30 protein-coding genes, 1 riboswitch and 1 other annotated feature are annotated in these 18,947 nt (G+C 35.1%); of the genes, 4 read left to right on the forward strand and 26 right to left on the reverse strand.

The window, feature by feature from the left end; translation table 11 throughout:
- Positions 1 to 37: 37 nt before the first annotated feature.
- From T323_RS0122115 to T323_RS0122190, 15 genes are all read right to left on the reverse strand, one after another.
- The gene (locus T323_RS0122115; protein WP_026675228.1) at positions 38 to 853 is read right to left on the reverse strand and encodes a lipid II flippase Amj family protein; all 816 of its coding nucleotides are present in this window, start codon (positions 851 to 853) and stop codon (positions 38 to 40) included.
- Positions 854 to 900: 47 nt separating this feature from the next.
- The gene (locus T323_RS27430; protein WP_051556673.1) at positions 901 to 1,410 is read right to left on the reverse strand and encodes a DUF7878 domain-containing protein; all 510 of its coding nucleotides are present in this window, start codon (positions 1,408 to 1,410) and stop codon (positions 901 to 903) included.
- A complete protein-coding gene (locus T323_RS29620; RefSeq protein WP_281175757.1) occupies positions 1,407 to 1,532 on the reverse strand; it encodes a hypothetical protein in 126 nt (41 codons plus the stop codon). The genes T323_RS27430 and T323_RS29620 overlap by 4 nt, the downstream gene beginning before the upstream one ends.
- Positions 1,533 to 1,608: 76 nt before the next feature.
- Entirely contained in the window at positions 1,609 to 1,920 is a 312-nt protein-coding gene (locus T323_RS0122130; protein WP_026675229.1) for a hypothetical protein, read from the reverse strand.
- Between the two features lie 90 nt (positions 1,921 to 2,010).
- On the reverse strand, positions 2,011 to 2,736 hold the full coding sequence (locus T323_RS0122135; RefSeq protein WP_026675230.1) for an alpha/beta fold hydrolase: 726 nt from the start codon (positions 2,734 to 2,736) through the stop codon (positions 2,011 to 2,013).
- Positions 2,737 to 2,853: 117 nt separating this feature from the next.
- On the reverse strand, positions 2,854 to 3,033 hold the full coding sequence (locus tag T323_RS0122140) for a hypothetical protein (RefSeq protein ID WP_026675231.1): 180 nt from the start codon (positions 3,031 to 3,033) through the stop codon (positions 2,854 to 2,856).
- Positions 3,034 to 3,055: 22 nt separating this feature from the next.
- On the reverse strand, positions 3,056 to 3,547 hold the full coding sequence (locus T323_RS0122145; RefSeq protein WP_026675232.1) for a GNAT family N-acetyltransferase: 492 nt from the start codon (positions 3,545 to 3,547) through the stop codon (positions 3,056 to 3,058).
- A 326-nt stretch (positions 3,548 to 3,873) separates the two neighbouring features.
- Positions 3,874 to 4,218, reverse strand: a complete 345-nt coding sequence (locus T323_RS0122150; RefSeq protein ID WP_026675233.1) for a cupin domain-containing protein — start codon at positions 4,216 to 4,218, stop codon at positions 3,874 to 3,876.
- 40 nt (positions 4,219 to 4,258) lie between these two features.
- Positions 4,259 to 4,732: a GNAT family N-acetyltransferase gene (locus tag T323_RS27435; RefSeq protein ID WP_051556674.1), complete on the reverse strand. Its 474-nt coding sequence runs from the start codon at positions 4,730 to 4,732 to the stop codon at positions 4,259 to 4,261.
- Positions 4,733 to 4,886: 154 nt separating this feature from the next.
- Complete coding sequence (locus T323_RS0122160) at positions 4,887 to 5,345, reverse strand: hypothetical protein (RefSeq protein ID WP_026675234.1); 459 nt, start codon at positions 5,343 to 5,345, stop codon at positions 4,887 to 4,889.
- A 429-nt stretch (positions 5,346 to 5,774) separates the two neighbouring features.
- Positions 5,775 to 6,086, reverse strand: coding sequence for a hypothetical protein (locus T323_RS0122165; protein ID WP_026675235.1), 312 nt, complete (start codon positions 6,084 to 6,086; stop codon positions 5,775 to 5,777).
- 146 nt (positions 6,087 to 6,232) lie between these two features.
- Complete coding sequence (locus T323_RS28570; RefSeq protein ID WP_084309371.1) at positions 6,233 to 6,331, reverse strand: YjcZ family sporulation protein; 99 nt, start codon at positions 6,329 to 6,331, stop codon at positions 6,233 to 6,235.
- 365 nt (positions 6,332 to 6,696) lie between these two features.
- Positions 6,697 to 7,494, reverse strand: coding sequence for a phosphotransferase enzyme family protein (locus T323_RS0122175; protein ID WP_026675236.1), 798 nt, complete (start codon positions 7,492 to 7,494; stop codon positions 6,697 to 6,699).
- A 496-nt stretch (positions 7,495 to 7,990) separates the two neighbouring features.
- Positions 7,991 to 8,692 (reverse strand): class I SAM-dependent methyltransferase, encoded by a 702-nt coding sequence (locus T323_RS0122185; RefSeq protein ID WP_026675237.1) that lies wholly within the window; start codon positions 8,690 to 8,692, stop codon positions 7,991 to 7,993.
- 480 nt (positions 8,693 to 9,172) lie between these two features.
- Positions 9,173 to 9,393, reverse strand: a binding site (T-box leader).
- Positions 9,394 to 9,449: 56 nt separating this feature from the next.
- Positions 9,450 to 9,965 carry a hypothetical protein gene (locus tag T323_RS0122190; RefSeq protein WP_026675238.1) on the reverse strand — a complete coding sequence of 172 codons (516 nt, stop codon included), beginning with the start codon at positions 9,963 to 9,965 and terminating at the stop codon, positions 9,450 to 9,452.
- 72 nt (positions 9,966 to 10,037) lie between these two features.
- Positions 10,038 to 10,135: riboswitch (guanidine-I (ykkC/yxkD leader) on the forward strand.
- Positions 10,136 to 10,194: 59 nt separating this feature from the next.
- Here T323_RS0122190 and T323_RS0122195 point away from each other — a divergent pair.
- Positions 10,195 to 10,536, forward strand: a complete 342-nt coding sequence (locus T323_RS0122195) for a DMT family transporter (protein WP_026675239.1) — start codon at positions 10,195 to 10,197, stop codon at positions 10,534 to 10,536.
- On the forward strand, positions 10,536 to 10,850 hold the full coding sequence (locus T323_RS0122200; RefSeq protein ID WP_026675240.1) for a DMT family transporter: 315 nt from the start codon (positions 10,536 to 10,538) through the stop codon (positions 10,848 to 10,850). Before T323_RS0122195 ends, T323_RS0122200 begins: the two co-directional genes overlap by 1 nt.
- 74 nt (positions 10,851 to 10,924) lie before the next feature.
- Here T323_RS0122200 and T323_RS0122205 read toward each other — a convergent pair whose 3' ends face one another.
- The 10 genes from T323_RS0122205 to T323_RS0122250 form a co-directional block, all read right to left on the reverse strand.
- Positions 10,925 to 11,677, reverse strand: coding sequence for an aminoglycoside phosphotransferase family protein (locus tag T323_RS0122205; RefSeq protein WP_026675241.1), 753 nt, complete (start codon positions 11,675 to 11,677; stop codon positions 10,925 to 10,927).
- A 34-nt stretch (positions 11,678 to 11,711) separates the two neighbouring features.
- Positions 11,712 to 12,254 (reverse strand): GNAT family N-acetyltransferase, encoded by a 543-nt coding sequence (locus T323_RS0122210; RefSeq protein ID WP_026675242.1) that lies wholly within the window; start codon positions 12,252 to 12,254, stop codon positions 11,712 to 11,714.
- Between the two features lie 52 nt (positions 12,255 to 12,306).
- Complete coding sequence (locus tag T323_RS29255; protein ID WP_169737920.1) at positions 12,307 to 12,468, reverse strand: hypothetical protein; 162 nt, start codon at positions 12,466 to 12,468, stop codon at positions 12,307 to 12,309.
- A 145-nt stretch (positions 12,469 to 12,613) separates the two neighbouring features.
- Positions 12,614 to 12,886 carry a hypothetical protein gene (locus T323_RS27440; protein ID WP_051556675.1) on the reverse strand — a complete coding sequence of 91 codons (273 nt, stop codon included), beginning with the start codon at positions 12,884 to 12,886 and terminating at the stop codon, positions 12,614 to 12,616.
- A 99-nt stretch (positions 12,887 to 12,985) separates the two neighbouring features.
- Positions 12,986 to 13,396, reverse strand: a complete 411-nt coding sequence (locus tag T323_RS0122225) for a GNAT family N-acetyltransferase (RefSeq protein WP_026675244.1) — start codon at positions 13,394 to 13,396, stop codon at positions 12,986 to 12,988.
- Between the two features lie 77 nt (positions 13,397 to 13,473).
- Positions 13,474 to 13,749, reverse strand: a complete 276-nt coding sequence (locus tag T323_RS0122230; RefSeq protein ID WP_026675245.1) for a hypothetical protein — start codon at positions 13,747 to 13,749, stop codon at positions 13,474 to 13,476.
- Between the two features lie 171 nt (positions 13,750 to 13,920).
- On the reverse strand, positions 13,921 to 14,112 hold the full coding sequence (locus T323_RS0122235; protein WP_026675246.1) for a hypothetical protein: 192 nt from the start codon (positions 14,110 to 14,112) through the stop codon (positions 13,921 to 13,923).
- 239 nt (positions 14,113 to 14,351) lie between these two features.
- Positions 14,352 to 14,618 carry a hypothetical protein gene (locus tag T323_RS27445; RefSeq protein ID WP_051556676.1) on the reverse strand — a complete coding sequence of 89 codons (267 nt, stop codon included), beginning with the start codon at positions 14,616 to 14,618 and terminating at the stop codon, positions 14,352 to 14,354.
- 81 nt (positions 14,619 to 14,699) lie between these two features.
- On the reverse strand, positions 14,700 to 15,428 hold the full coding sequence (locus T323_RS0122245; RefSeq protein WP_026675247.1) for a DUF2812 domain-containing protein: 729 nt from the start codon (positions 15,426 to 15,428) through the stop codon (positions 14,700 to 14,702).
- Positions 15,425 to 15,742, reverse strand: a complete 318-nt coding sequence (locus T323_RS0122250; protein ID WP_026675248.1) for a PadR family transcriptional regulator — start codon at positions 15,740 to 15,742, stop codon at positions 15,425 to 15,427. The genes T323_RS0122245 and T323_RS0122250 overlap by 4 nt, the downstream gene beginning before the upstream one ends.
- 260 nt (positions 15,743 to 16,002) lie before the next feature.
- On the opposite strand from T323_RS0122250, the gene T323_RS0122255 reads away from it, so the two are divergent.
- Both T323_RS0122255 and T323_RS0122260 read left to right on the forward strand, forming a co-directional pair.
- Entirely contained in the window at positions 16,003 to 16,521 is a 519-nt protein-coding gene (locus tag T323_RS0122255) for an RNA polymerase sigma factor (protein WP_026675249.1), read from the forward strand.
- Complete coding sequence (locus T323_RS0122260) at positions 16,511 to 17,335, forward strand: hypothetical protein (protein WP_026675250.1); 825 nt, start codon at positions 16,511 to 16,513, stop codon at positions 17,333 to 17,335. Before T323_RS0122255 ends, T323_RS0122260 begins: the two co-directional genes overlap by 11 nt.
- Before the next feature lie 858 nt (positions 17,336 to 18,193).
- Here the strand turns inward: T323_RS0122260 and T323_RS27450 are convergent.
- Entirely contained in the window at positions 18,194 to 18,940 is a 747-nt protein-coding gene (locus T323_RS27450) for a Fic/DOC family protein (protein ID WP_051556677.1), read from the reverse strand.
- Positions 18,941 to 18,947: the final 7 nt, after the last annotated feature.

Below are 18,947 nucleotides of genomic sequence, written 5' to 3' on the forward strand. Positions count from 1 at the left end.
TTCTCCGATAGATTTAAAAACTCATTCTTCCAAAATCTTAAACAATAAACGTTGTAAACCAAGCGATATATTTTGCTCCCCATATGAATAATAATTGCGCAAGCACTGTGCCTAGTAATCTTGACGTTACCATCATTAATGACATACTTTTCAATTTATTGTAACTTCCTCTTTTATTCACTACATCGTCTGCGATGACAGAAATTTTCGGGTCAATGAAAACAACTAAAAGGATCGTTGCTATTCCATTTATTAATCCAGATGCCATTATCGCGGTAGACGCTCTTTCCGGCGCTAATAAAGCAGCATATAATGCTGATAATACACCGATTGTATAAATTGCTGTAATGACCATGTTTATGCAAAATAAATTGATAGGAATATCTTTAACCTTTGTATCTCGCAAATAAGAAAATTTAGGTAAACTAAAATGGGTTATGCCACGCTTTATGTAATGCAATGAAAAGATTCTTTTCATTAAAGAAGGAACTGAGCCTTTTTCTTCTGACAAATGGATAATCGCTCTTGAAAATAAAGCGATGAAAGTAGGAAGTAGAAGAATCCCAAATAGTGTTCCAATCGTTGAGGCACCAATCAATATCCGAAATTGTGCTTCTACAAACTCTAGCGTATTTACTTGTGGTGCCGTATCAATTAAACTCCCCGTGAAAGGCTGTTGCATCATATTAGCCAGTCTTGAAACGATGACCATGATGTTAAAAAGAGATAAAGCTGACGCTATCAATTTAACTCTCGCACCTGACAACCTTACCGCATATGCTAATGTTTCAATTGAATGAATAATAAAAATAAAAAAAGCGATAAACAATAGTTTTTCAGTAATAAGCTCCATTCAGTTACCTACTTTTTATATGAAATTGTTTTATTTAGTGCCCATATCTAGTAAGCCCACACTAACTTACTTTCACTGTTACAATAAGGAATATGCTTTAAAAATGAGTCCAAACGGATATGAAAGAAGCGTTCTATATCTATTCTTAACTTTTGCTCTAACTCACAAAATTCAGACACGACATAATCTAATCCAAAAACATTATAAAGCTCTGCTTCTGCCCATATCGTTTTCACTCTTGCTTTATCTGAAAATGGCAGCAATGAAAGAATAGCTCCATCTTCATAGTCGTCATATTCAATCGTATAGTAGTGAAATTCGGGTATAACATCATTCTTAATTTTTTCTTTCCACTTAAAAAGAGCCTTGTAAAATTCTAAAATCGCTAGTTCCGCTTCAAAATATAGTACATTATTTATTTTTATTGTTAACAAGGCATCTACTGCCAAAATAGAAGGAACATCTCTTTTTTGTTTGTTGGAGATTACTCCTCTTTCACTTGTAAACTCGTATTTGAAATTTATTTTATTAGTAGAAGCGTTTATCATATCACTCATGTTATTAACCTCAATAATCGTTTCTCAGCTTTCGCTTTGACCTTGTCACTAAATTCCTTAAAAAGCGTTCCTAACTCATTTTTATCGTCCATTTCTTTATTACTTATAAACTTTTCATTCATTAAAACACCTCACCACAATTATGTCCTAACAAACACTTCATTTTTTTCAATCCCTACTTAAATGATATTCCTCTTGCTAGTTTGCTTTTTTTCGATTAACGACCAAAGTCATTGTATTCAATGCGATCGTAACAACAAGCAAAACTGTCGCCGCAACCGCGACTCCACCCATTGTATCCATCAAAGCTGACCAATCCTCAATTATTACTAGATGATAGTTATAGTACATCTGGAAGCACAACGCAACACCACAACAACTAAAGCTCCAAATGGAGAAAACGACTAATTTGTTATTACCACTCTTTTCCTTTCTCATAAGAACAACAACAGGTAATATCCAAGCTATTAAACCAAGTACTAAGCTACCAATATTTAACCAACCAATCATGAGTAATTTCTCCTCTATATATGTTTTTCTACTTTTGTGCCTTTTAATTTTAACACTATTTTCCTAATGGAGTATAAATACCTCCCTCACTTAAACCCTTTCAACCAACTTTTTTATCGCACTAATAACGATTTCTGGTTCATCATTTTGTATATAGTGACCACTATTTTCTGCAATCACCAATTCAGCATCCATTGATATATCAAGAATCTCAGCTTGCATTTCATTCCACAATTTTTGAGAGACTTTCGAATAATGAGTTTTCTTACCTGCAGAAACAACGATTAGTGGGACATGTAATGAACATCTGGCTTCTTTAACCTGCTTCAAACTTTCCATAAATTCATCGTAATTGCCTTCAGCAACGAACTGATTGTTGTAAGCTTGTTGAAACTCTTGAGACATAGTTGGGAGGAATCTTTCTCTGTAATCTCCTGGAGTAGAATCAACCAAGACAAGTCCACAAACATCATTTCGATATTCACTAGCAAACATCCGCATTGTAACTCCGCCAAATGAATGGCCAACTACGATGTAGGGAGGGGTGATGTTAGCTTTTACTAGTAGTTCTTTCAGTTCCTTTACCATCTCTTTGCTAGTTCTCGGGTTAGAACTTGGTTCACTTTTCCCGAGCCCTGCTCTATCATAAACGAAAACATTGGCAAACGTTGAAATTTCGCCAATGATTGAATCCCAAGTTTTAGAACAATCTCCATACCCAGCGTCCATAATAACAGTTGGTATTCCAGCGTTTTCTCCTAGCAACTTTGCATATAGTTTACAACCACTTACTTGTACAAACATTTCTTCCATCATATAGTGGGCCCTCTTCCTCTCATTCTACCAACTAGTAACAGCGCTAATTGCAAAGTTACTCAATCATGAAATCTTCTAAGCGGATTGAAATTGAAGCATTCATTCTAAGGCCCTCTTTCACTTTGATTTATTTGGAAATAATGTAAGGCCAAGTAAACCAACTACCAAAGCAGATATTCCAGCAATGCCCCCTGTAACCATCCTGCTTTGATTAGGAATTAAATATTCTGAGAGAAAAACTACTACACCAACAAAAAAGCCTATAAACAATGCTATTCCTATAGTTCGTTTTTTCAAGCCCAGCACCTCCAATCGTTTCTTAATGATTTACACGTAAAACCATCCGCACAGTATTAAAGGTATATCCACCGAAATTGTCATCAAACTCACTAATGATTTCAAATCCTTTTGCATCATAAAACGCTTTTCCGATTTTATTATCTTTTTCAACATTAATATATATCTCTTTTATCCCCTCTAATTCTTTGATCCCATGTTGTAACAATGCTGAACCTATCCCATTACCTTGAAATTCTGGGTAAAGATATATCGCGCCAAGTTCCACTTTTCCGTCTTTTTTCACTGGAGAAAAATTTGCAAAACCAACAATTTGCTCATCAACTTCCGCTACATATAAAAAAGATCGTTCTAAGCGATGTCTCATTCCCTCATCACTATAAGCTGAGCTCAAGAAATTGTTTTGTACTTCTATTGGAATTACCCCCTCGTATGTGTCATGCCAAGTCGTTTTCGCCACATCTTGAACTTGCTTTATATCTTCGTGAACCATTTTACGAACGGTAACTTTCATCTAACCCTCTCCTTTAAGTGATTTTTTACTATTTTTGGAGATTATAGCACAACATGAGCTTAAAATTCTTTTAAAAATAAAAAAAGAACTCCTTTATTCTTAAAAGGAGTCGGTGCTCAGAGCGTATCGGACATCTGTTCCGCTATTTCATGAAATACGGGGTGTTTTTGATTGCTATCGGACATCTGTTCCGCTATTTGACCAAACGAGTGTTACATCCATTCTATTTTTCTAATATAACGGAACGTATGTCCGATAGCTTTTGAAAAAAGCTAATTTTTATTGAGTTAGCGGAATGTATGTCCGTAAGGCTGGCTCTTTCCGTTTTATCCACTCATTAAAACCCTATCGCCTCTACTATTTGACTGAGAAGTAACAATAAATTCAACATCTTGATTAGTATTATTAAACATTTGGTGTGGAACAAGTGGAGGAACTTCGTATCCTTCTTGTGGATGTAATTGTATTGAAACACCGTCAACTTCAAGTGTCGCAGTGCCTGATAAAACAAAGAAAAATTGTCGAGAGCGCTCATGATAATGCCTTACTTCAAATGTATTAGGCGGCATCCGTTCATGAATAATACTTAAATCGTTATGTTTCACTAAATGCCAACCATCGCAATTATCTCCCCAACTATAATGTTCTGCATTATTTTTGCTGATTTTCATGGATTTCTCCCCTAAAATTGAATTACTTTAAAACACTAGTTTAACTTAACAACATTAACTCCCATTTTTCTTCAATTAGTTCTTTACCGGACAGCATTTGCGGTTGTGTTTTCATTAATGTAAAACCAAACTTTTCATAAATTGTCCTTGCTGCTTTCAACTCACTATTTGTCCAAAGAATAACCTTCTCATATCCTTTTTCTTTACTGAAATTAATTGCTGCTTCGACTAATTTCAGGCCATAACCTGCACCTCGAACACTAGGGTCAACAAGAAACAAACCCAATTGGGCAGTCTTGTCATTCACTTTTTTAATACTAATGGATCCTTTTTGTTTTTCATTTTTCTCTAAAACAAAAATATTTTCAGAACAATCGGTCCGCTCGATAAATCCATTTACACTTTCTTCTATAAAATGACGAAAAGATAAGTCGTATCCAAATTCACTGTTGTATAAATCATAATGAGCATTGACTATGTACTCTTTATCTTCTGCTCGATATGTTCGGATCATAATATCACCTTTTTCTTTATTTTAACATTAATTTCCTTTTTAAAATAAAAAAAAACGGAAATTAATTAAGGATTTTGCTTTATAACTGATATATAATCAAACACAAAAATAAGCCTTCAACATGATATTGATAGACTTATTTAGTCATGTATTTCTATCTAAAATGCATTGGATTTCCATAAACCATATCAGATAACAAAAATAATGCACTTGTTGGTACAGGGTCTGAGAATTGCGGGGGACCAATTCGTGTCGTACTAGTTAGACCAACCCATTGTCCAAACTCCCCTGCTTGTAAAGATGGAGGGTTCATTAAAAAGTTGCCATTTAACACGAAATGCCTTGTATTAATTGCCAACTGATCAAAGACCAACAATTGACCTGAAAAGCTTGCGAACGCTGTGTTAAACATTAGATTTCTAGTATTCTCATCCCATATCCCGCTAATCGGCAAATCTGTACCTCGAAAATTAATCGTCCCTCGGACATTGTTATTTTCAATGGCTTGGATTACTAGTACACCTCTTACTATCCGCCTTCCTGCAACATCTCCAATAATACTCCAAGTGGAAGGCACAGGTATGGTGCGTTCGGTTTGCTGAATTGCTTGCATTTACTACCCTCCTAAAGCTAGGTTAACACCTACTGATGTATGGTAGTATATGTAATTTCCTTTATTGTTGTGACTATTTTTTCTAAAGGAAATTTTTTTGTAACGGACATCTATTCCGCTATTCCATGAAAATGAAGCATTTCTACAAAGCTATCGGACGTATGTTCCGCTATTTGTTCAAAAGAGCGAGAAAAACTCTCTGTTTCCTTAAAGTAACGGAACAAATGTCCAATAGCATTTTAAAAATAGTAGTTTTTATGAAAATAGCGGAACAGATGTCCGATAGGTTTTTCTCATCAACACCCATAGTGTGAAACAGCTATTTTTTGATGCGTCTCTATCGTTCGTCGACAACTCCGTGCCCTGTTTACACTCTCTTACTTATTTTTTTCAACAAGGATAAACAAATAATCACCTAATCAAAAAAACCTAAGGCCCAAATTCAATTTGTCCCGTAAACAATAAAATAATTGTGATGATCCAAAAGATAAAGAAGGACGAGGAAAGGAGTAAAGCAATCACAGGAATGACATTTTTCTCTGTTTTCTTTACTAACCCAATGATTGCTAGGACGATACCAACCCCTGTTAGCAAAAACGTAATAATATCTCCAAATCCATTTCCTATATTCGCTATTCTTGTTGGTGTTACAAAAACAATGAAAAAACAAATAACCCCAACAGCAAGGGCGAAATAACTAATCAAACCGTACTTCTTTTGCGTAGCCTCGTTGCTTTCCAAATAAACACAACCTTTCTCATTAACTTCTTTATAATATAGCATAATTTACCAATTAATACCGAGGATTTATTTTTTATTATATAAAAAGAATACCTAGATAAAGCAGACTACTATAGTAGCCTGCTTTGTTTAAAAACCTAGTTAAATTAATAACCGCCGTACCAACAACAAGCACCAACGATAACTAAAAGGATAAACAGCACAACGATTAGTGTAAAACTTGGACTTTTTTTGTATCCACTCATATCTAACACCTCCTTTACTTGAGGTTGCTATATTTTATGAGTATTTCAGATATATGATTGGACGAGTGTATAATTTTTTCTAAGAAGGGCAATTGGAGAGATTATTATAGTTAAATGCTACTGTTTTCTAATAGTATTGTTATACATATGATAGGTTTCTATCTTAAATGCGAGGCTGTCCGATGCTATATTGGCCACCTTTAATAAAATGGACGTTAGGAATGGTAGTATAAAAATCTATTGTATCTACACAAGAGTGGTTTAGAAGGGATTACGTTGTCCAACCAATAAACGTAAAAAAAGCTTGGATTCCCCAAGCTTCCTTTGTTACATATACCATTTTTTACATTTGGAACATTTACACCCTAAACCCATTCTCTCCCATATTCACGAATGAATAGAAATTCCTTTTGGTAATGTTCAAAATGTCCGTCATCAATCATCTTTTGAAAAGCAACATCACCTTCACTCGCTCTTTTTATCATGTATTTACATAGCCCTTCTACTCGTAGCAATACCATTTGTAAAAAACCTTTTTCCATCCCTTTTATCCCGTAAGCTTCAAAAAATAACGCAACCCGTTGTCTTATCCGGGCCGCACCCTTTAACGGATCATAAAAAACCGCCTCACCTTGTTCAGTATGATACAGTCTACTTAACGGAACACAAGTATAAAGAGCATAGGCAATATCCCATAGCCGTGGCCCAGGAGCAGCAAGGTCAAAATCAATAATGCCGACTGGCTTTTCATGTTTAAAAATAATGTTATATATAGCAAAATCATTGTGACATACAACCTCGATTTGTTCAGGAGTACTCTCCATCGGTTTCCACTCATGTAATTGTGGAAAATCACTAACAGCATCATGATATTCTCGGAGCATTTTTGCTATTTCTGTTAAAACATCATGAGACCACATATATGTTTTTAAAGGATAATGACCAGCGTCCCCGTCAATATAGGAAAGGATTTCTCTATTTTTTGCATCAATCCCTCTAAATTTCGGAGCAAAATTAAAACCTTTACTTTCTAAATGCTGCAATAATTTATGAATACTAGCACTTTCATTCTTTAGCTCACGTCGAACCGTATTTCCGACTCGATAAACAGTTGAGACATTCCCACCTGTAAGCTTTTCTTCATTTTCGTCATAACTTTTCATTACGAATTCCCCCAAATATAGGGACTCTATGAGAGTGGCAATAGAGATGTATTTTTTCCATAAATAAAAAGCAGACACACAACGGTATCTGCTTGGTAATGGGAATGAAATTGTCCACACCATGTATCCCTTGAATGATTTAAGATTGACAAAGAAACGCATCCTGTTAAAAAGGACCGTAGCTGTCATTATCCAATTACATCATCAGTTCAAGGTATTCCACATGTGTCCTATCGATTCCCCTTTCTTTACATCTCTTGGTTAGATAGTACCAACGATTTCCAACTATGTAAAGGAAAATCTTAACTTTTTTGTTTCTTGATTTCATCTAACAATGTAATAATCTGATAGTTTTGCTCAATCAGTTTGTCATTTTGTTTTTGTAATTTAGAAGACTCCAAGACACACACTACCAAAATGATAATCATACCTAGAAAAATGAACAACGAAATCCTCACCTCAATCCATCATTTCCTCTATAAAACTAACATAATTCCTATTTTACACCACCGAAAACAGCAAGCTCCATCCATTTGAAATAACAATCCACATGGTTAAATCCAATATCTCTTAACCACTCTACCTGAACATCGACTCTTTCAAGAATATTATCTTCCTTGTCTGGTCTATTGTTGTACTCGATAGCCACCTCATCTTTGTTTCTATTGTTATGGGAAGCAAGATGGGTAATAAAAAGCTCATCATGAAGTTTTTCAAGTTCAGATGTCGCTGAGGCGACGTGCTCAATATTAATAAAAATGCCTCCTTCTGATAAGTGACTATAAATATCTCGATACAATTCTTTTTTCTTTTCATGTGGAAGGTGATGAATAGCAAATCCTGAGACAACACAATCAACTGAATTTAATCCTGTATATTGTTGAATCGACGGACTAAAATCACCGTGAATAATTTCACAACGGTCACTAAACTCACTCATATTCTCACGTGCCGCCTGGACCATTGGCTCTGAATGGTCCACGAGAATAGCTGTAGCTTCAGGATATGTTTTCAGTAAAATCTCAGCTAAGAAACCATTACCACACCCTAAATCCAATATTTTTTTGGGATTTGGTGTAAAATGATGAACGACTTGAAGCATGATTTTAGCTTGCTCAACTCCGAAAGGAATTCCTCCTCTTACTTGTTCTAGATAATGTTGGGTGACATCTTGTCTTTGCCAATTTGTTTTTTCCATTCTTTCTCCTCCTCAATAGAAATGAACAAATTCAAGGTTTGGGCTTGCGAATAAATAGTTTGTACAAACAATTAAGTTCTATTGATTCCACATCTCTCATTTTTGCGGTCAGAGCAGCCGTTATTTGTGAACATGATACGGGTTTCCGTTTTTTAGCGGCCACAGGAGCGCTTATTTGCTCAAAAGCCACTCTATTTCTAGCGATATATTATGAATAACGGCTCCTGTGGCCACCAACGTTCCAAAACGCTAGCCATGTTCACAGTTAACGGTTTTCATGGCCGCATAATTATCATAAAACAACAAAATCGCTAACGCGAACCCCACCGAACCAAGTGTTGAATGATTCACTTAGGTCTTTTCTCGCTTGTCTCACAGCACCCCAAACCCCTAATTCATTCTAAGAATATACAGGCGCAATTCTTCCCAAGGTCGACTATGTTATAGTTTCCGTTAAACAATAAGAAAGCCCATCATCTCATAAGAGACGACAGGCTTTACCCCCGTGGTACCACTCTTTTTGATTTGTAGTTTAACACATACAAATCCACTTTTAACCGATTACGGAAGTCAACCGTTAAGACCTACTATCAGCCTTACCACTCATGGGCGAGTTGGGGATTGTTTTTGACTGTCTTTCACCAACCGACAGCTCTCTCTGTAAAAAATGTCTCCTTACTACTCCCAGTCATTGTGTTTTTATTGTTTAAATTTTCCTTATTTTATATATAGTGAAGAAATCTGTCAATCTCTTTTTTTACGTTAGACAAAAAACAAAACAGTCATTCGCATTCCACATATGCAAATCATCCGCAATGTACCCACGTAGCCATAATTGACCGTCTATTCGTCTAAGGTAAAACCCTTTCGGAAAATCATCGTCTTCATATAAGGCCTTTGTTGCTACTGTTATTGAACCTGTTGGAGCTTGATGTTGTAATGAAGTCCCAATATTCCCTTCTGCCTGGTCCAACAAATGCAGGCGTAAGTAAGGTCCTAGCTCTAGTGGACACAATTTCAAGCCAAGTTCGTCCGCTTGTTTATAAATGTCAGGCGTTGTAGCTCCATCAGGAAACCCAAGCGAACGCACCGTTAGCTCTACCGTTTCTACCTTATATTTTTTCTCTGAAGTTATAAAGTTTTCATCCGCTAACAATCTCTCTCCATATTCATTTACCAGGACAGAGAACTCTTGTAAGCTTTGTCTTAACTGCTGTTTCGACAGTCCACCTACCTCTATCGTTCTCGTAATCATTGGATTCTCTATCGCCATGTAGATTCACTCCTAACAAATAAATTATTGATTGTTGTAAAGATGTGTGTATAATGAAAAGTAATTGTATATGAGAAGGTTTTCTAGGGTTCCGCAACGGTTACGTTGGTCTGGTCCGAGAGAAAACTCACAGCATTGCTGTGTCACGGAAGGATAAAAGCCTGGGAGATACTGTTTAACAGTGGTCTTCTAGGTTTTTTTACTTTTAGTTATCTTGGAGGTTATATATATGAATTTAGATTGGATGAAAGTATTTGTTGCTGCTTTCTTTGAAGTTCTTTGGGTGATTGGCTTAAAACATGCTCATGACGTATGGACTTGGAGCGGTACTGTTATTGCAATCATTATTAGCTTTTATTTACTGATTATGGCTGGAAAAAAACTTCCGGTAGGAACGGTCTATGCCATTTTTGTTGGGTTAGGTACTGCAGGAACAGTCATGAGTGAAATTCTATTTTTCGGTGAACCATTTAAAATAGAAAAGATCCTATTGGTTCTTCTTTTATTAACTGGAGTTATCGGTTTGAAATTAGTGACAAAACAAACGATCAAGGAAGGAAGTGAAGCCTAATGGCATGGATTTCTTTAATTTTTGCAGGTCTTTGTGAAATGTTTGGTGTTGCCATGATTAATAAATTGCATCACGACCGAAAATGGCATTCATTCGTTTTGTTACTTTTCGGATTTGGTTTCAGTTTTATCTTTCTTGCTTACGCGATGCAAACTTTACCGATGGGGACAGCCTACGCAATTTGGACTGGTATTGGTGCATCTGGAGGAGCAATTTTAGGCATGACATTATATGGAGAATCTAAAGATTGGAAAAGGCTTGTTTTTATTGCGATGGTGTTAAGCGCAGCCGTTGGGCTTAAGCTTGTTTCTTAATCATTATATTGATAGGAGGATCCAGCTTAATTGTAATGCTAAATTAGGCTGGATCTATCTCCCTGCTTCTCGATTTATGAGATAGAGTCGTTAATCATCTTCAAAAGTCGCTCACTATTCTCTGTTGCAACATGTTCAGATAATCTAGCGCCAGCAATAACTGGGGCCCATTGAAATACCTCATCCCTTCCCATGCCACTTTTCTTACAATAAAGCCGCAAGTACATTTCAGCGAGTTCCCTTGAAACTTGCGAATATAAAAGATAAGATCGACACACATCCGCACGAACATCTCCGGCACTCGCATCAACCCAATCAATCACGACCACATTATCGTCAGTCTTCATCACATTATATAAATGAAAGTCTCCATGACAGAGCCTACTCTCGTAAGTAAAAGAATCTAATTTCTTTAACAGCCCCGACTTTTGTTGCTGAGTGAGTTGATGGACAGATTCGATTTGACGAGATAATTTAACATACATTTGTCCGATAACTTCTGGATTAGGCATCATTCGATGTACGTTCAATTGCATGTCAACGGAGATATCCATGTAATATTCTGCATGCTCTTTATCTTTCACCAATAAATCTCCTAAAGTTTGTCCCGCAACATATTCCATTACGATCGCTTGTTTTCCGTTTATCCTTGTAACATCAAAAACCTCAGGTACAGGAAGTCCACATGAATAAGCATATTGTTGCTTTTTCGCCTCATTTACGGATTCCAATTCTGGCAAAAAGTCATTAAAGACTTTTATGATTTTATTGTCATAAAGATAAATTTTTGCAGTATTACCTTTAGCAATTGGATTCCCTAACTCCATTAGGCACTCTCCCTAGATTCTTAACATTTTACTCCTAGTGGTCAGCAGGATTTATAATAGCCAATACTTGATGGTCTTCCCATTTCCCATTAATCTTTACATTTTTAATAGCTAATCCTTCTTTGTGGAATCCCGACTTTTCTAACACACGAATTGATCCTATATTATGAGGCATAACACCTGCTTCAATTCGGTGTAATTGTAATGACTCAAAAGCATAGTTTACTAACAATGTTACAGCTTCAGTTCCATATCCCTTACCGTTATAGTCTTTATCAATAAAATAGCCTATAAAAGCACTCTGAAGAGAACCTCTCATCACCTGAAATAAACTGATTATACCTATGAGTTTATTTGTCTCCCTTTGAAAAATACCATACTGATACTCCGTGCCATTTTCAATGTCCTGTTCCCATTTTTTTATTAAACTTTGTTGATGCAAAAGTGTATAAAATGAATCTGGACGCACCATTGCGAACTTTTCAAAGAATTCTTTATTACTTATTTGAAAATGAAGTAAATCATCTGCATCAGGCAAAGTAAACGGTTTTAATAATAAGTTATTAGACAAAATCACAATATCATTCCTTTTGAAATAAAAATATACACTTCCATTCAATAACAAACATTTAATCCTTACTAGATATCTCTTGTTTTAATTCATCAAGCTTTTCATTCATTTCATTTAACGTTTTTTTCGTATTAACCATATGGTGAGCCACTCTTGATATTAAATAAATTACAAATATGAAAAATAACAAGTTTAAAACCAATCCAAAAATATCATGCATTGTCTTCTTCCCTCCAAAGTAAATAAACCTTTACAATCATCATTGATTCTCCGCTTTATTACATTTTCTTAATTACTCTCTTTATATTTTAATTCGTCTAAACTTTTGTTTGTCGAAAAACTAATTTGGAAGAAATTCTCTTTCTTTACCAAATTATGATAAGTAACCTCTGGCTCGTCTTCGAAAACGACCCCAATATGAAAACTCCTGCTCTAAAATGCCATTCTAACATTTCAACTATTTTCTCTATTTGTGCATCTATACAATAAGGACGAGCAATAAAAAAAGAATGTATACCAACAGAACGACTAGGGTCAATATCCTCATGCCATTGTCCTTTTAACATAAACGAACTAACGATAAGCACTGCAACAAGTCTAGCAACAACCATGAACTCTATCAATTCTGTCGGGTGCATAAATCCCTCCTTATTGTGGTTAACTTCTTTTCTTCAATACTATATATAGATTGTTGAAATATCCTCATCTAAAAAGAACAAACTTCTTTAAAGCATCCCTTAACTTAACTTCGCAAACGCTACTAAAGAACCTTTATCACAAGATTGGAAACCATTCTTTTCATAAAAATGCCTTACATCAGGGGCTTCGTCTGTTAATAATACCTTTTGACGAACATCTTTATATTTTTTTAAAATTCGTTGCAATAGTTGAGTTGCAATTCCTTGATTTTGGTAAGCATTTAAAACAAGAATATCCTGAATGTAGATAATAGTTAATCCATCACCAATAATTCGGATTAAACCAACTAATTCTTGACCATTCCAAGCTGAAACCACTTCTAACGACTGTTCAGTTGCTAGTTGAAGAACAGCTAAATCTTTTGTGTAAGCATACCAGCCCACATCATTATATAATCTCTCTAATTGTTCTCTATTTAAATGTTTACTATTAGTAAAGTTTATACCCATTCGCTTTCCTCCTCAAAATTTTATTATTTTGAAGAGTGACGTCTCAATTTAACCACTGTATTATCACTCCCTTCGAGTTAGGCATTATCCTTAAATGTTTTATAATATTCATATCCTAAGATGCTGAACCCTAATATAGTTAGTACGAGTCCTACACTAAATGGAAAACCTAAAAATAAAGACTGTACAACCTCATCACCATATTGCTTTTCTCCCCAAATTGCATACCATAATTTCGACTTGCCTGACCATCCGGTGATATCCGTTGCGAAAATAGTTCCCGCTAATATAATAGTTAATGTAATTAATAGTCCACCCATCATTATAAATCCACCAATTACAATACTTTTCATGATTCCCTCCTAATTTTTATTGTCTCTTAATCTCACAGTGTCTTGCAGAATCAGATGTTGGTATAAACTATAAACATAATTCATTGGCAAATTAATAATTACTTTTTCAAGTTGATCGAATGCCCTATGTCTCCCCACAGCACCATCACTGTTACTTGAAGATGTGTTTGGTTATTCTTTATCCAAATCATCATCAAAGAACGATTTTTTATTTTCTCTAATGTCCTTAATCCCATACTTTTTTTCAAGATATTGACCAATTATTGAATTGTTAATCCCTTTCCTGACAGCCGTTTCAATAACTATATAAAGAATAATTAGACCAGCAATATACAATACGATAGATAACCCGACACCCTCCATTAGTACCCCCTGAAATAACACATTTTTATAAACAAAATCTATAAAACTTTAGAAAAACATCTTTCCTAAATTAACTGCTACAATCGTTGAAGTGTCAACGATTTTTACTAAAGTACGTTGCCTCCCTTTATTTTAACATTAATTTCCTTTTGGTGAACATAGAAAAAAACGTCCCTCATGTAGAGACGCTTTGCTTAAAAACACAATTGAAGAATTCCCCTTTACTTACCGTATCGATCTTAGTAAGAGGTATAGCTCACATTGGATGAACTACCGTCACAACCGCATTCAAATTCCTTAAAATTATATTCTTTATACAAACTAAAGTCTTTAAAATCAATTGTATTTGATTCGTAAACCTTTACCACTGGGGCAACATCTATTTTTGCAAATTCTTTTATTTGATTATCTAAATCCTTAGCTGAATCAATAGTATATTCATTCATATCTAAATAAAGATCATTGTGTTCACAAACTTCGTAAGTCACAGCGAAATAGTATTTCATAGCTAACTCCCTATTTTTTATTCACTCATATTCACCTTCATTTTAACATTAAATCCCTTTTCGCTACATTGTTTTAGCAAACTATATATTTTGCTTTTCCCCAACAAACTTATGGTAAAAAAACATGATGACCCATATCACAGTTGGAAATGCGATAGCACCAATTATCATGTATAGAAAAATAGAAAATGGATTACTTGAGCCATCAACAACGAACAATATTATCAAAGCAGCAACTAATAATAAAAATGGTAGTATTTTTATTATTTTGTTTACACTACTTCTACCTTCTATCTTCCATTTATTATTGTATATCGTAACTACAGTCCAAATAGTTGGAATAGCAATGATGCTAAGAATAATAGCTGTTATGTTAAGAACGGTTTGTAATGTTCCTGTGCTTATGAATGTTCCTATCCATACAAGTGCTGTTATAAAAAACAATGAAATGGCAAACCATTTTAATGCCTCTCCTGAGTTAGCATGCTTTTCAACCAAGGTCTCCCGATCACTGTATATCGGCTTAGTCCCTGGTAATGCACGAAATAAGTGCATATTCCCTTCTGAAGTAATATGACTCCACCCAGTAGAGTTAAAAAAGTCAAAATACTCCTCAGTTTCATTATCTTGAAGTGAACGATAATCGACACTGTAAATATAATCCGATTTCGGTCCTTTTTCAAGTTTATAACCCATAAATGTAAAGTCACTGACATGCCACCCTTTTAACGAAGACCTTCGCAACTTTTTCATGTCCTTTTCCTCAGAAAATGCCAAACCACCTGACATAAGATATTTTGTAGTTCTCATTCTTCTGCCTCCTTTAAACCTATTTCCGCTAAATCAATCATTAATTTTCTAAGTTTTACATTTTCTTCTAATACTTCTTTGCCTTTGTCAGTAAGCAAATATGTTTTCTTTCTTGGGTCCGCTCCATCATAAAGATAAATCCAATCTTGATTTAATAGCTTTTTGATTATCGTATACATTGAAGCAGGTCCTATCGCTATTGCTCCCTTTGACCTCTCTTCGATTAAGTTCATGATTGCGTACCCATGCCTTGGTTTCGTTAAAGCTGCCATAATATAAAACATTGAATCTGTTACTTGTTCTGATGTTTTCAATCCATCACCTTCTATATCTCTTTTTGATATATCGTTTTATGATATATCTGTTTGGTTTTAATATATCACTTTATGATATATCTGTCTACAGGTATATCATAAAATGATACATTACTATATAATTACCCTGAGAAATCAACAACTCCGTTAACCTCAAAAGATGTAATTAAAAAATTTTAAAACAAAATTCTCCTAATCTGACACATAACAAAATTCCTTACGTCTAATAAGTGAAATCAAACTACGAGGGAGCAAATTTTATGACGGTAAAGAAAACAATTTCAGAATGGTTTTATCAATACAGCGATGATGTATACCATTTCCTCGTTTATTACACCGGTAAAACGGATGTAGAAGATTTAGTTCAGGAGGTGTTCATTAAAGCTGGAAAAGGTCTTGCGTCTTACCGAGGACAATCAACTCCAAAGACGTGGCTTTTCAGTATTGCACGCAATGTTGCCATTGATGAAGAGAGAAAGAAGAAAAAGAAGCTCAGTCAATCCACTCCCTTTGATGAAGCAATGTGGAACCAACAATCAGGTGCCACTCCTGAGCAAATTTTTTTACAGCAGGAAGAATACCACGAACTTTATATAGCGATTTCAAGACAAAAAAAGAAATACCGTGAAGTACTCATACTACGTGGCATTCAGGATTTATCTGTAAAGGAAACAGCACAAATCTTAGGCTGCAATGAAACAGAGGTTAGAACTAATTATCATCGCGCTATTAAAGCACTACGTACAGAACAAATCGGGAGGCGAGCAGATGTACAATAATCATAAAACAGTTGAGGACAAAATGAAGAAACTACCTTCATATCGTTTATCTGCATCTAAAAAAGACCAAATGCATCAAAATGTGATGAATGCCCTCAAGGATGAGGAGCATTCACAACCAATAAGGAGGAAATTTGACATGAGAAAAATAATCGTTGCTATTTCAACTGCTGCAGCACTCACGTTATGTTCAATCATTGGTGTAAACATCATCTCGACGAATGATCAATCCACAGGTAATGTGGAGCAACCTGAAAGCATTCAAAATCCATCTCCAACTGAACAACTAGAAGAAACAGAAAAAGATCCTCGTGAAGAACAAATCATGATCGAGCAAAAAGCAAAGGAAATCGTTCAAGTTCTCCACAAGCGCCAGATGGACACTCTCGCAAGTTATGTTCACAAAGAAAAAGGGTTATTGTTTGCTCCTGAAGCGTATATAGAAAGTTATTCGTTAATATTCACCAAAGAACAAATGGCCACATTATTAGATGACAAAACTGAATATGTGTGGGGCTTACAAGAAGCCAATACAGAAATTAAATTAACCCCTGAAGCTTATTTTGAAAAACGAATTCAAGCAGAACGTTTCCTGAATCCAGATGAAGTGAATGTAAATCCGAATGTGCCTGAAGGTGAAAGAAGTACGAATATTAAAAACTATTTTCCCGAAGCAATGGTCGTTGAATTTCACTATGCTGGTACAGAACAATTTGACCGAATGGACTGGAGAAGTTTGCATCTCGTATTTGAAGAGAATGAGTTAGGCGATTGGGACTTAGTTGCCATTGTCAATGGTCTATGGGTGCCTTAATCACATCGATAGTATAATATAAAGGCCAAAACCTAAACGAATGCGAGAGGTTAGCATCTTTCGCATTCGTTTCCTAAAATGAAATGTAAAATGGATGTTTTTCCTTATCTAAGCACAGTAATAACTCTTCTATAAAATCAGGTATTTTTATCATATTTACTGCCTTCAACTATTCATCTTTTTTATTTGAGGTTAGGCATTCCTTCTCTTCCTTTTTGCTCTTCTTTTGTCTAATAGAACCCTTCTATTAGACACTTTGCTACCTTTTTACCCTTGTTTTGTCTAATAGAGCTATTCGACTAGTCACTTCTCTGCTATATCCATAAATGTTTTATACTATTTTTCGTAATTGATTAGGAATCCTACTGCGCTAGTATCACCTACATAGGAATCAATATCGTTACTAGTATTTCCAACATTTAAGCTACAGCCTCTTAAGAAAAGCACGGCATTAATAAAAAAACAGAAACTTAATCATTTTCCCAACTTTATTTCCCCCTTCATAACCAGCACACTTTACTATATAACCAAGAAGTCCGAACACTTTGTTTCATTATTCTACTGAATTAATCCAATAAAGAAAAACGCGGAGCGTCTTTTCTTTCAAGCGAAGTGCGTAGCCCTGCCCGCCTTTGACAGTGAACCCCAATCGCTCTTCTTGGGGTGTAACGTGCAGGTGAGCAGCCTTCGCTCTTCTAGAATTAGCTTTCAAAGCTTCACTGCTACACTAAAGTTACTATGCTTTCTTATCTTACAAGGAAAACGATAGCTTTTTGTAGCTATCGCCTCAACAGTAAGCCGTACTATTTACTGGTCTTCAAAATATAAAGAAGCATCCATTGCCAATATTCTTTGTGCTTATTCTCTCTCTCCCTTGTCAGTTTCACGTGAACGATTATCTTTTGTTCGATCCTTTGAATTAATTGTTAAATCAATTTCTTTTAATCCTTTTAGGGAAAATATATTATTTCTTTCCTCTTTCTTTTCCTTACGAAGTTCATCTCCTCGTTGCATTGAATCTTTAACAATACGTTCAATATGTGTGTATTCGGAGTATTCACCGATACTTGCAAGAACAAGTGAATCCCTCAAAAAAGCAGGATTTCTCGCAATTACTTCTCGATCTAGATATATATTTTGAGTGGCTGCGTACTGTACACAGAATTCAGTCACTGTCCTTGTATTTCCTTCTCTAAAAGGATGTATTTTCCATAACTTAGAATAATGTTTAGAGAATGATTGAGTCTTTTCATCATAACTTTTTAACTCATGCCATTTGACACCTTTCATCTCCTCAATTGCTTTTGATGCTTCGACAGTAATTTTTTTATGATGCCCATAAGTAACACTCAATCCCGAAAGTACATTCTCGCTCTTTGTAATATCTATAATCCGAGCTTCCCCAGCCCACTCATAAAGATCACCAAACAAATGTCTATGAATATCCATTAAATGTTGATAGTCAAAATTACCTTTTACATCCTCAACATCAAAAAATTTATTGGTAACGACTATATTTTCAACATCTTCCAATACTTTTTGCTCTGTGATTCCAGGTTTATTTTTTAATACATTAGTGTTTGGATTTATATAGGGATCAATCATTTTGTAT

The organism is Alkalihalobacillus bogoriensis ATCC BAA-922, from assembly GCF_000621445.1.
GTDB classification, from domain to species: domain Bacteria; phylum Bacillota; class Bacilli; order Bacillales; family Bacillaceae_F; genus Bacillus_AO; species Bacillus_AO bogoriense.

What these genes read in the sequence shown, in the direction of transcription:
- T323_RS0122115 (WP_026675228.1), bottom strand. Translation starts at nt 853, where the DNA reads ATGGAGCTTATTACTGAAAAACTATTGTTTATCGCTTTTTTTATTTTT.
- T323_RS27430 (WP_051556673.1), bottom strand. Translation starts at nt 1,410, where the DNA reads ATGAGTGATATGATAAACGCTTCTACTAATAAAATAAATTTCAAATAC.
- T323_RS29620 (WP_281175757.1), bottom strand. Translation starts at nt 1,532, where the DNA reads ATGAATGAAAAGTTTATAAGTAATAAAGAAATGGACGATAAAAATGAG.
- T323_RS0122130 (WP_026675229.1), bottom strand. Translation starts at nt 1,920, where the DNA reads ATGATTGGTTGGTTAAATATTGGTAGCTTAGTACTTGGTTTAATAGCT.
- T323_RS0122135 (WP_026675230.1), bottom strand. Translation starts at nt 2,736, where the DNA reads ATGATGGAAGAAATGTTTGTACAAGTAAGTGGTTGTAAACTATATGCA.
- T323_RS0122145 (WP_026675232.1), bottom strand. Translation starts at nt 3,547, where the DNA reads ATGAAAGTTACCGTTCGTAAAATGGTTCACGAAGATATAAAGCAAGTT.
- T323_RS0122150 (WP_026675233.1), bottom strand. Translation starts at nt 4,218, where the DNA reads ATGAAAATCAGCAAAAATAATGCAGAACATTATAGTTGGGGAGATAAT.
- T323_RS27435 (WP_051556674.1), bottom strand. Translation starts at nt 4,732, where the DNA reads ATGATCCGAACATATCGAGCAGAAGATAAAGAGTACATAGTCAATGCT.
- T323_RS0122160 (WP_026675234.1), bottom strand. Translation starts at nt 5,345, where the DNA reads ATGCAAGCAATTCAGCAAACCGAACGCACCATACCTGTGCCTTCCACT.
- T323_RS28570 (WP_084309371.1), bottom strand. Translation starts at nt 6,331, where the DNA reads ATGAGTGGATACAAAAAAAGTCCAAGTTTTACACTAATCGTTGTGCTG.
- T323_RS0122175 (WP_026675236.1), bottom strand. Translation starts at nt 7,494, where the DNA reads ATGAAAAGTTATGACGAAAATGAAGAAAAGCTTACAGGTGGGAATGTC.
- T323_RS0122185 (WP_026675237.1), bottom strand. Translation starts at nt 8,692, where the DNA reads ATGGAAAAAACAAATTGGCAAAGACAAGATGTCACCCAACATTATCTA.
- T323_RS0122190 (WP_026675238.1), bottom strand. Translation starts at nt 9,965, where the DNA reads ATGGCGATAGAGAATCCAATGATTACGAGAACGATAGAGGTAGGTGGA.
- T323_RS0122195 (WP_026675239.1), top strand. Translation starts at nt 10,195, where the DNA reads ATGAATTTAGATTGGATGAAAGTATTTGTTGCTGCTTTCTTTGAAGTT.
- T323_RS0122200 (WP_026675240.1), top strand. Translation starts at nt 10,536, where the DNA reads ATGGCATGGATTTCTTTAATTTTTGCAGGTCTTTGTGAAATGTTTGGT.
- T323_RS0122205 (WP_026675241.1), bottom strand. Translation starts at nt 11,677, where the DNA reads ATGGAGTTAGGGAATCCAATTGCTAAAGGTAATACTGCAAAAATTTAT.
- T323_RS29255 (WP_169737920.1), bottom strand. Translation starts at nt 12,468, where the DNA reads ATGCATGATATTTTTGGATTGGTTTTAAACTTGTTATTTTTCATATTT.
- T323_RS27440 (WP_051556675.1), bottom strand. Translation starts at nt 12,886, where the DNA reads ATGCACCCGACAGAATTGATAGAGTTCATGGTTGTTGCTAGACTTGTT.
- T323_RS0122225 (WP_026675244.1), bottom strand. Translation starts at nt 13,396, where the DNA reads ATGGGTATAAACTTTACTAATAGTAAACATTTAAATAGAGAACAATTA.
- T323_RS0122230 (WP_026675245.1), bottom strand. Translation starts at nt 13,749, where the DNA reads ATGAAAAGTATTGTAATTGGTGGATTTATAATGATGGGTGGACTATTA.
- T323_RS0122235 (WP_026675246.1), bottom strand. Translation starts at nt 14,112, where the DNA reads ATGGAGGGTGTCGGGTTATCTATCGTATTGTATATTGCTGGTCTAATT.
- T323_RS27445 (WP_051556676.1), bottom strand. Translation starts at nt 14,618, where the DNA reads ATGAAATACTATTTCGCTGTGACTTACGAAGTTTGTGAACACAATGAT.
- T323_RS0122245 (WP_026675247.1), bottom strand. Translation starts at nt 15,428, where the DNA reads ATGAGAACTACAAAATATCTTATGTCAGGTGGTTTGGCATTTTCTGAG.
- T323_RS0122255 (WP_026675249.1), top strand. Translation starts at nt 16,003, where the DNA reads ATGACGGTAAAGAAAACAATTTCAGAATGGTTTTATCAATACAGCGAT.
- T323_RS0122260 (WP_026675250.1), top strand. Translation starts at nt 16,511, where the DNA reads ATGTACAATAATCATAAAACAGTTGAGGACAAAATGAAGAAACTACCT.
- T323_RS27450 (WP_051556677.1), bottom strand. Translation starts at nt 18,940, where the DNA reads ATGATTGATCCCTATATAAATCCAAACACTAATGTATTAAAAAATAAA.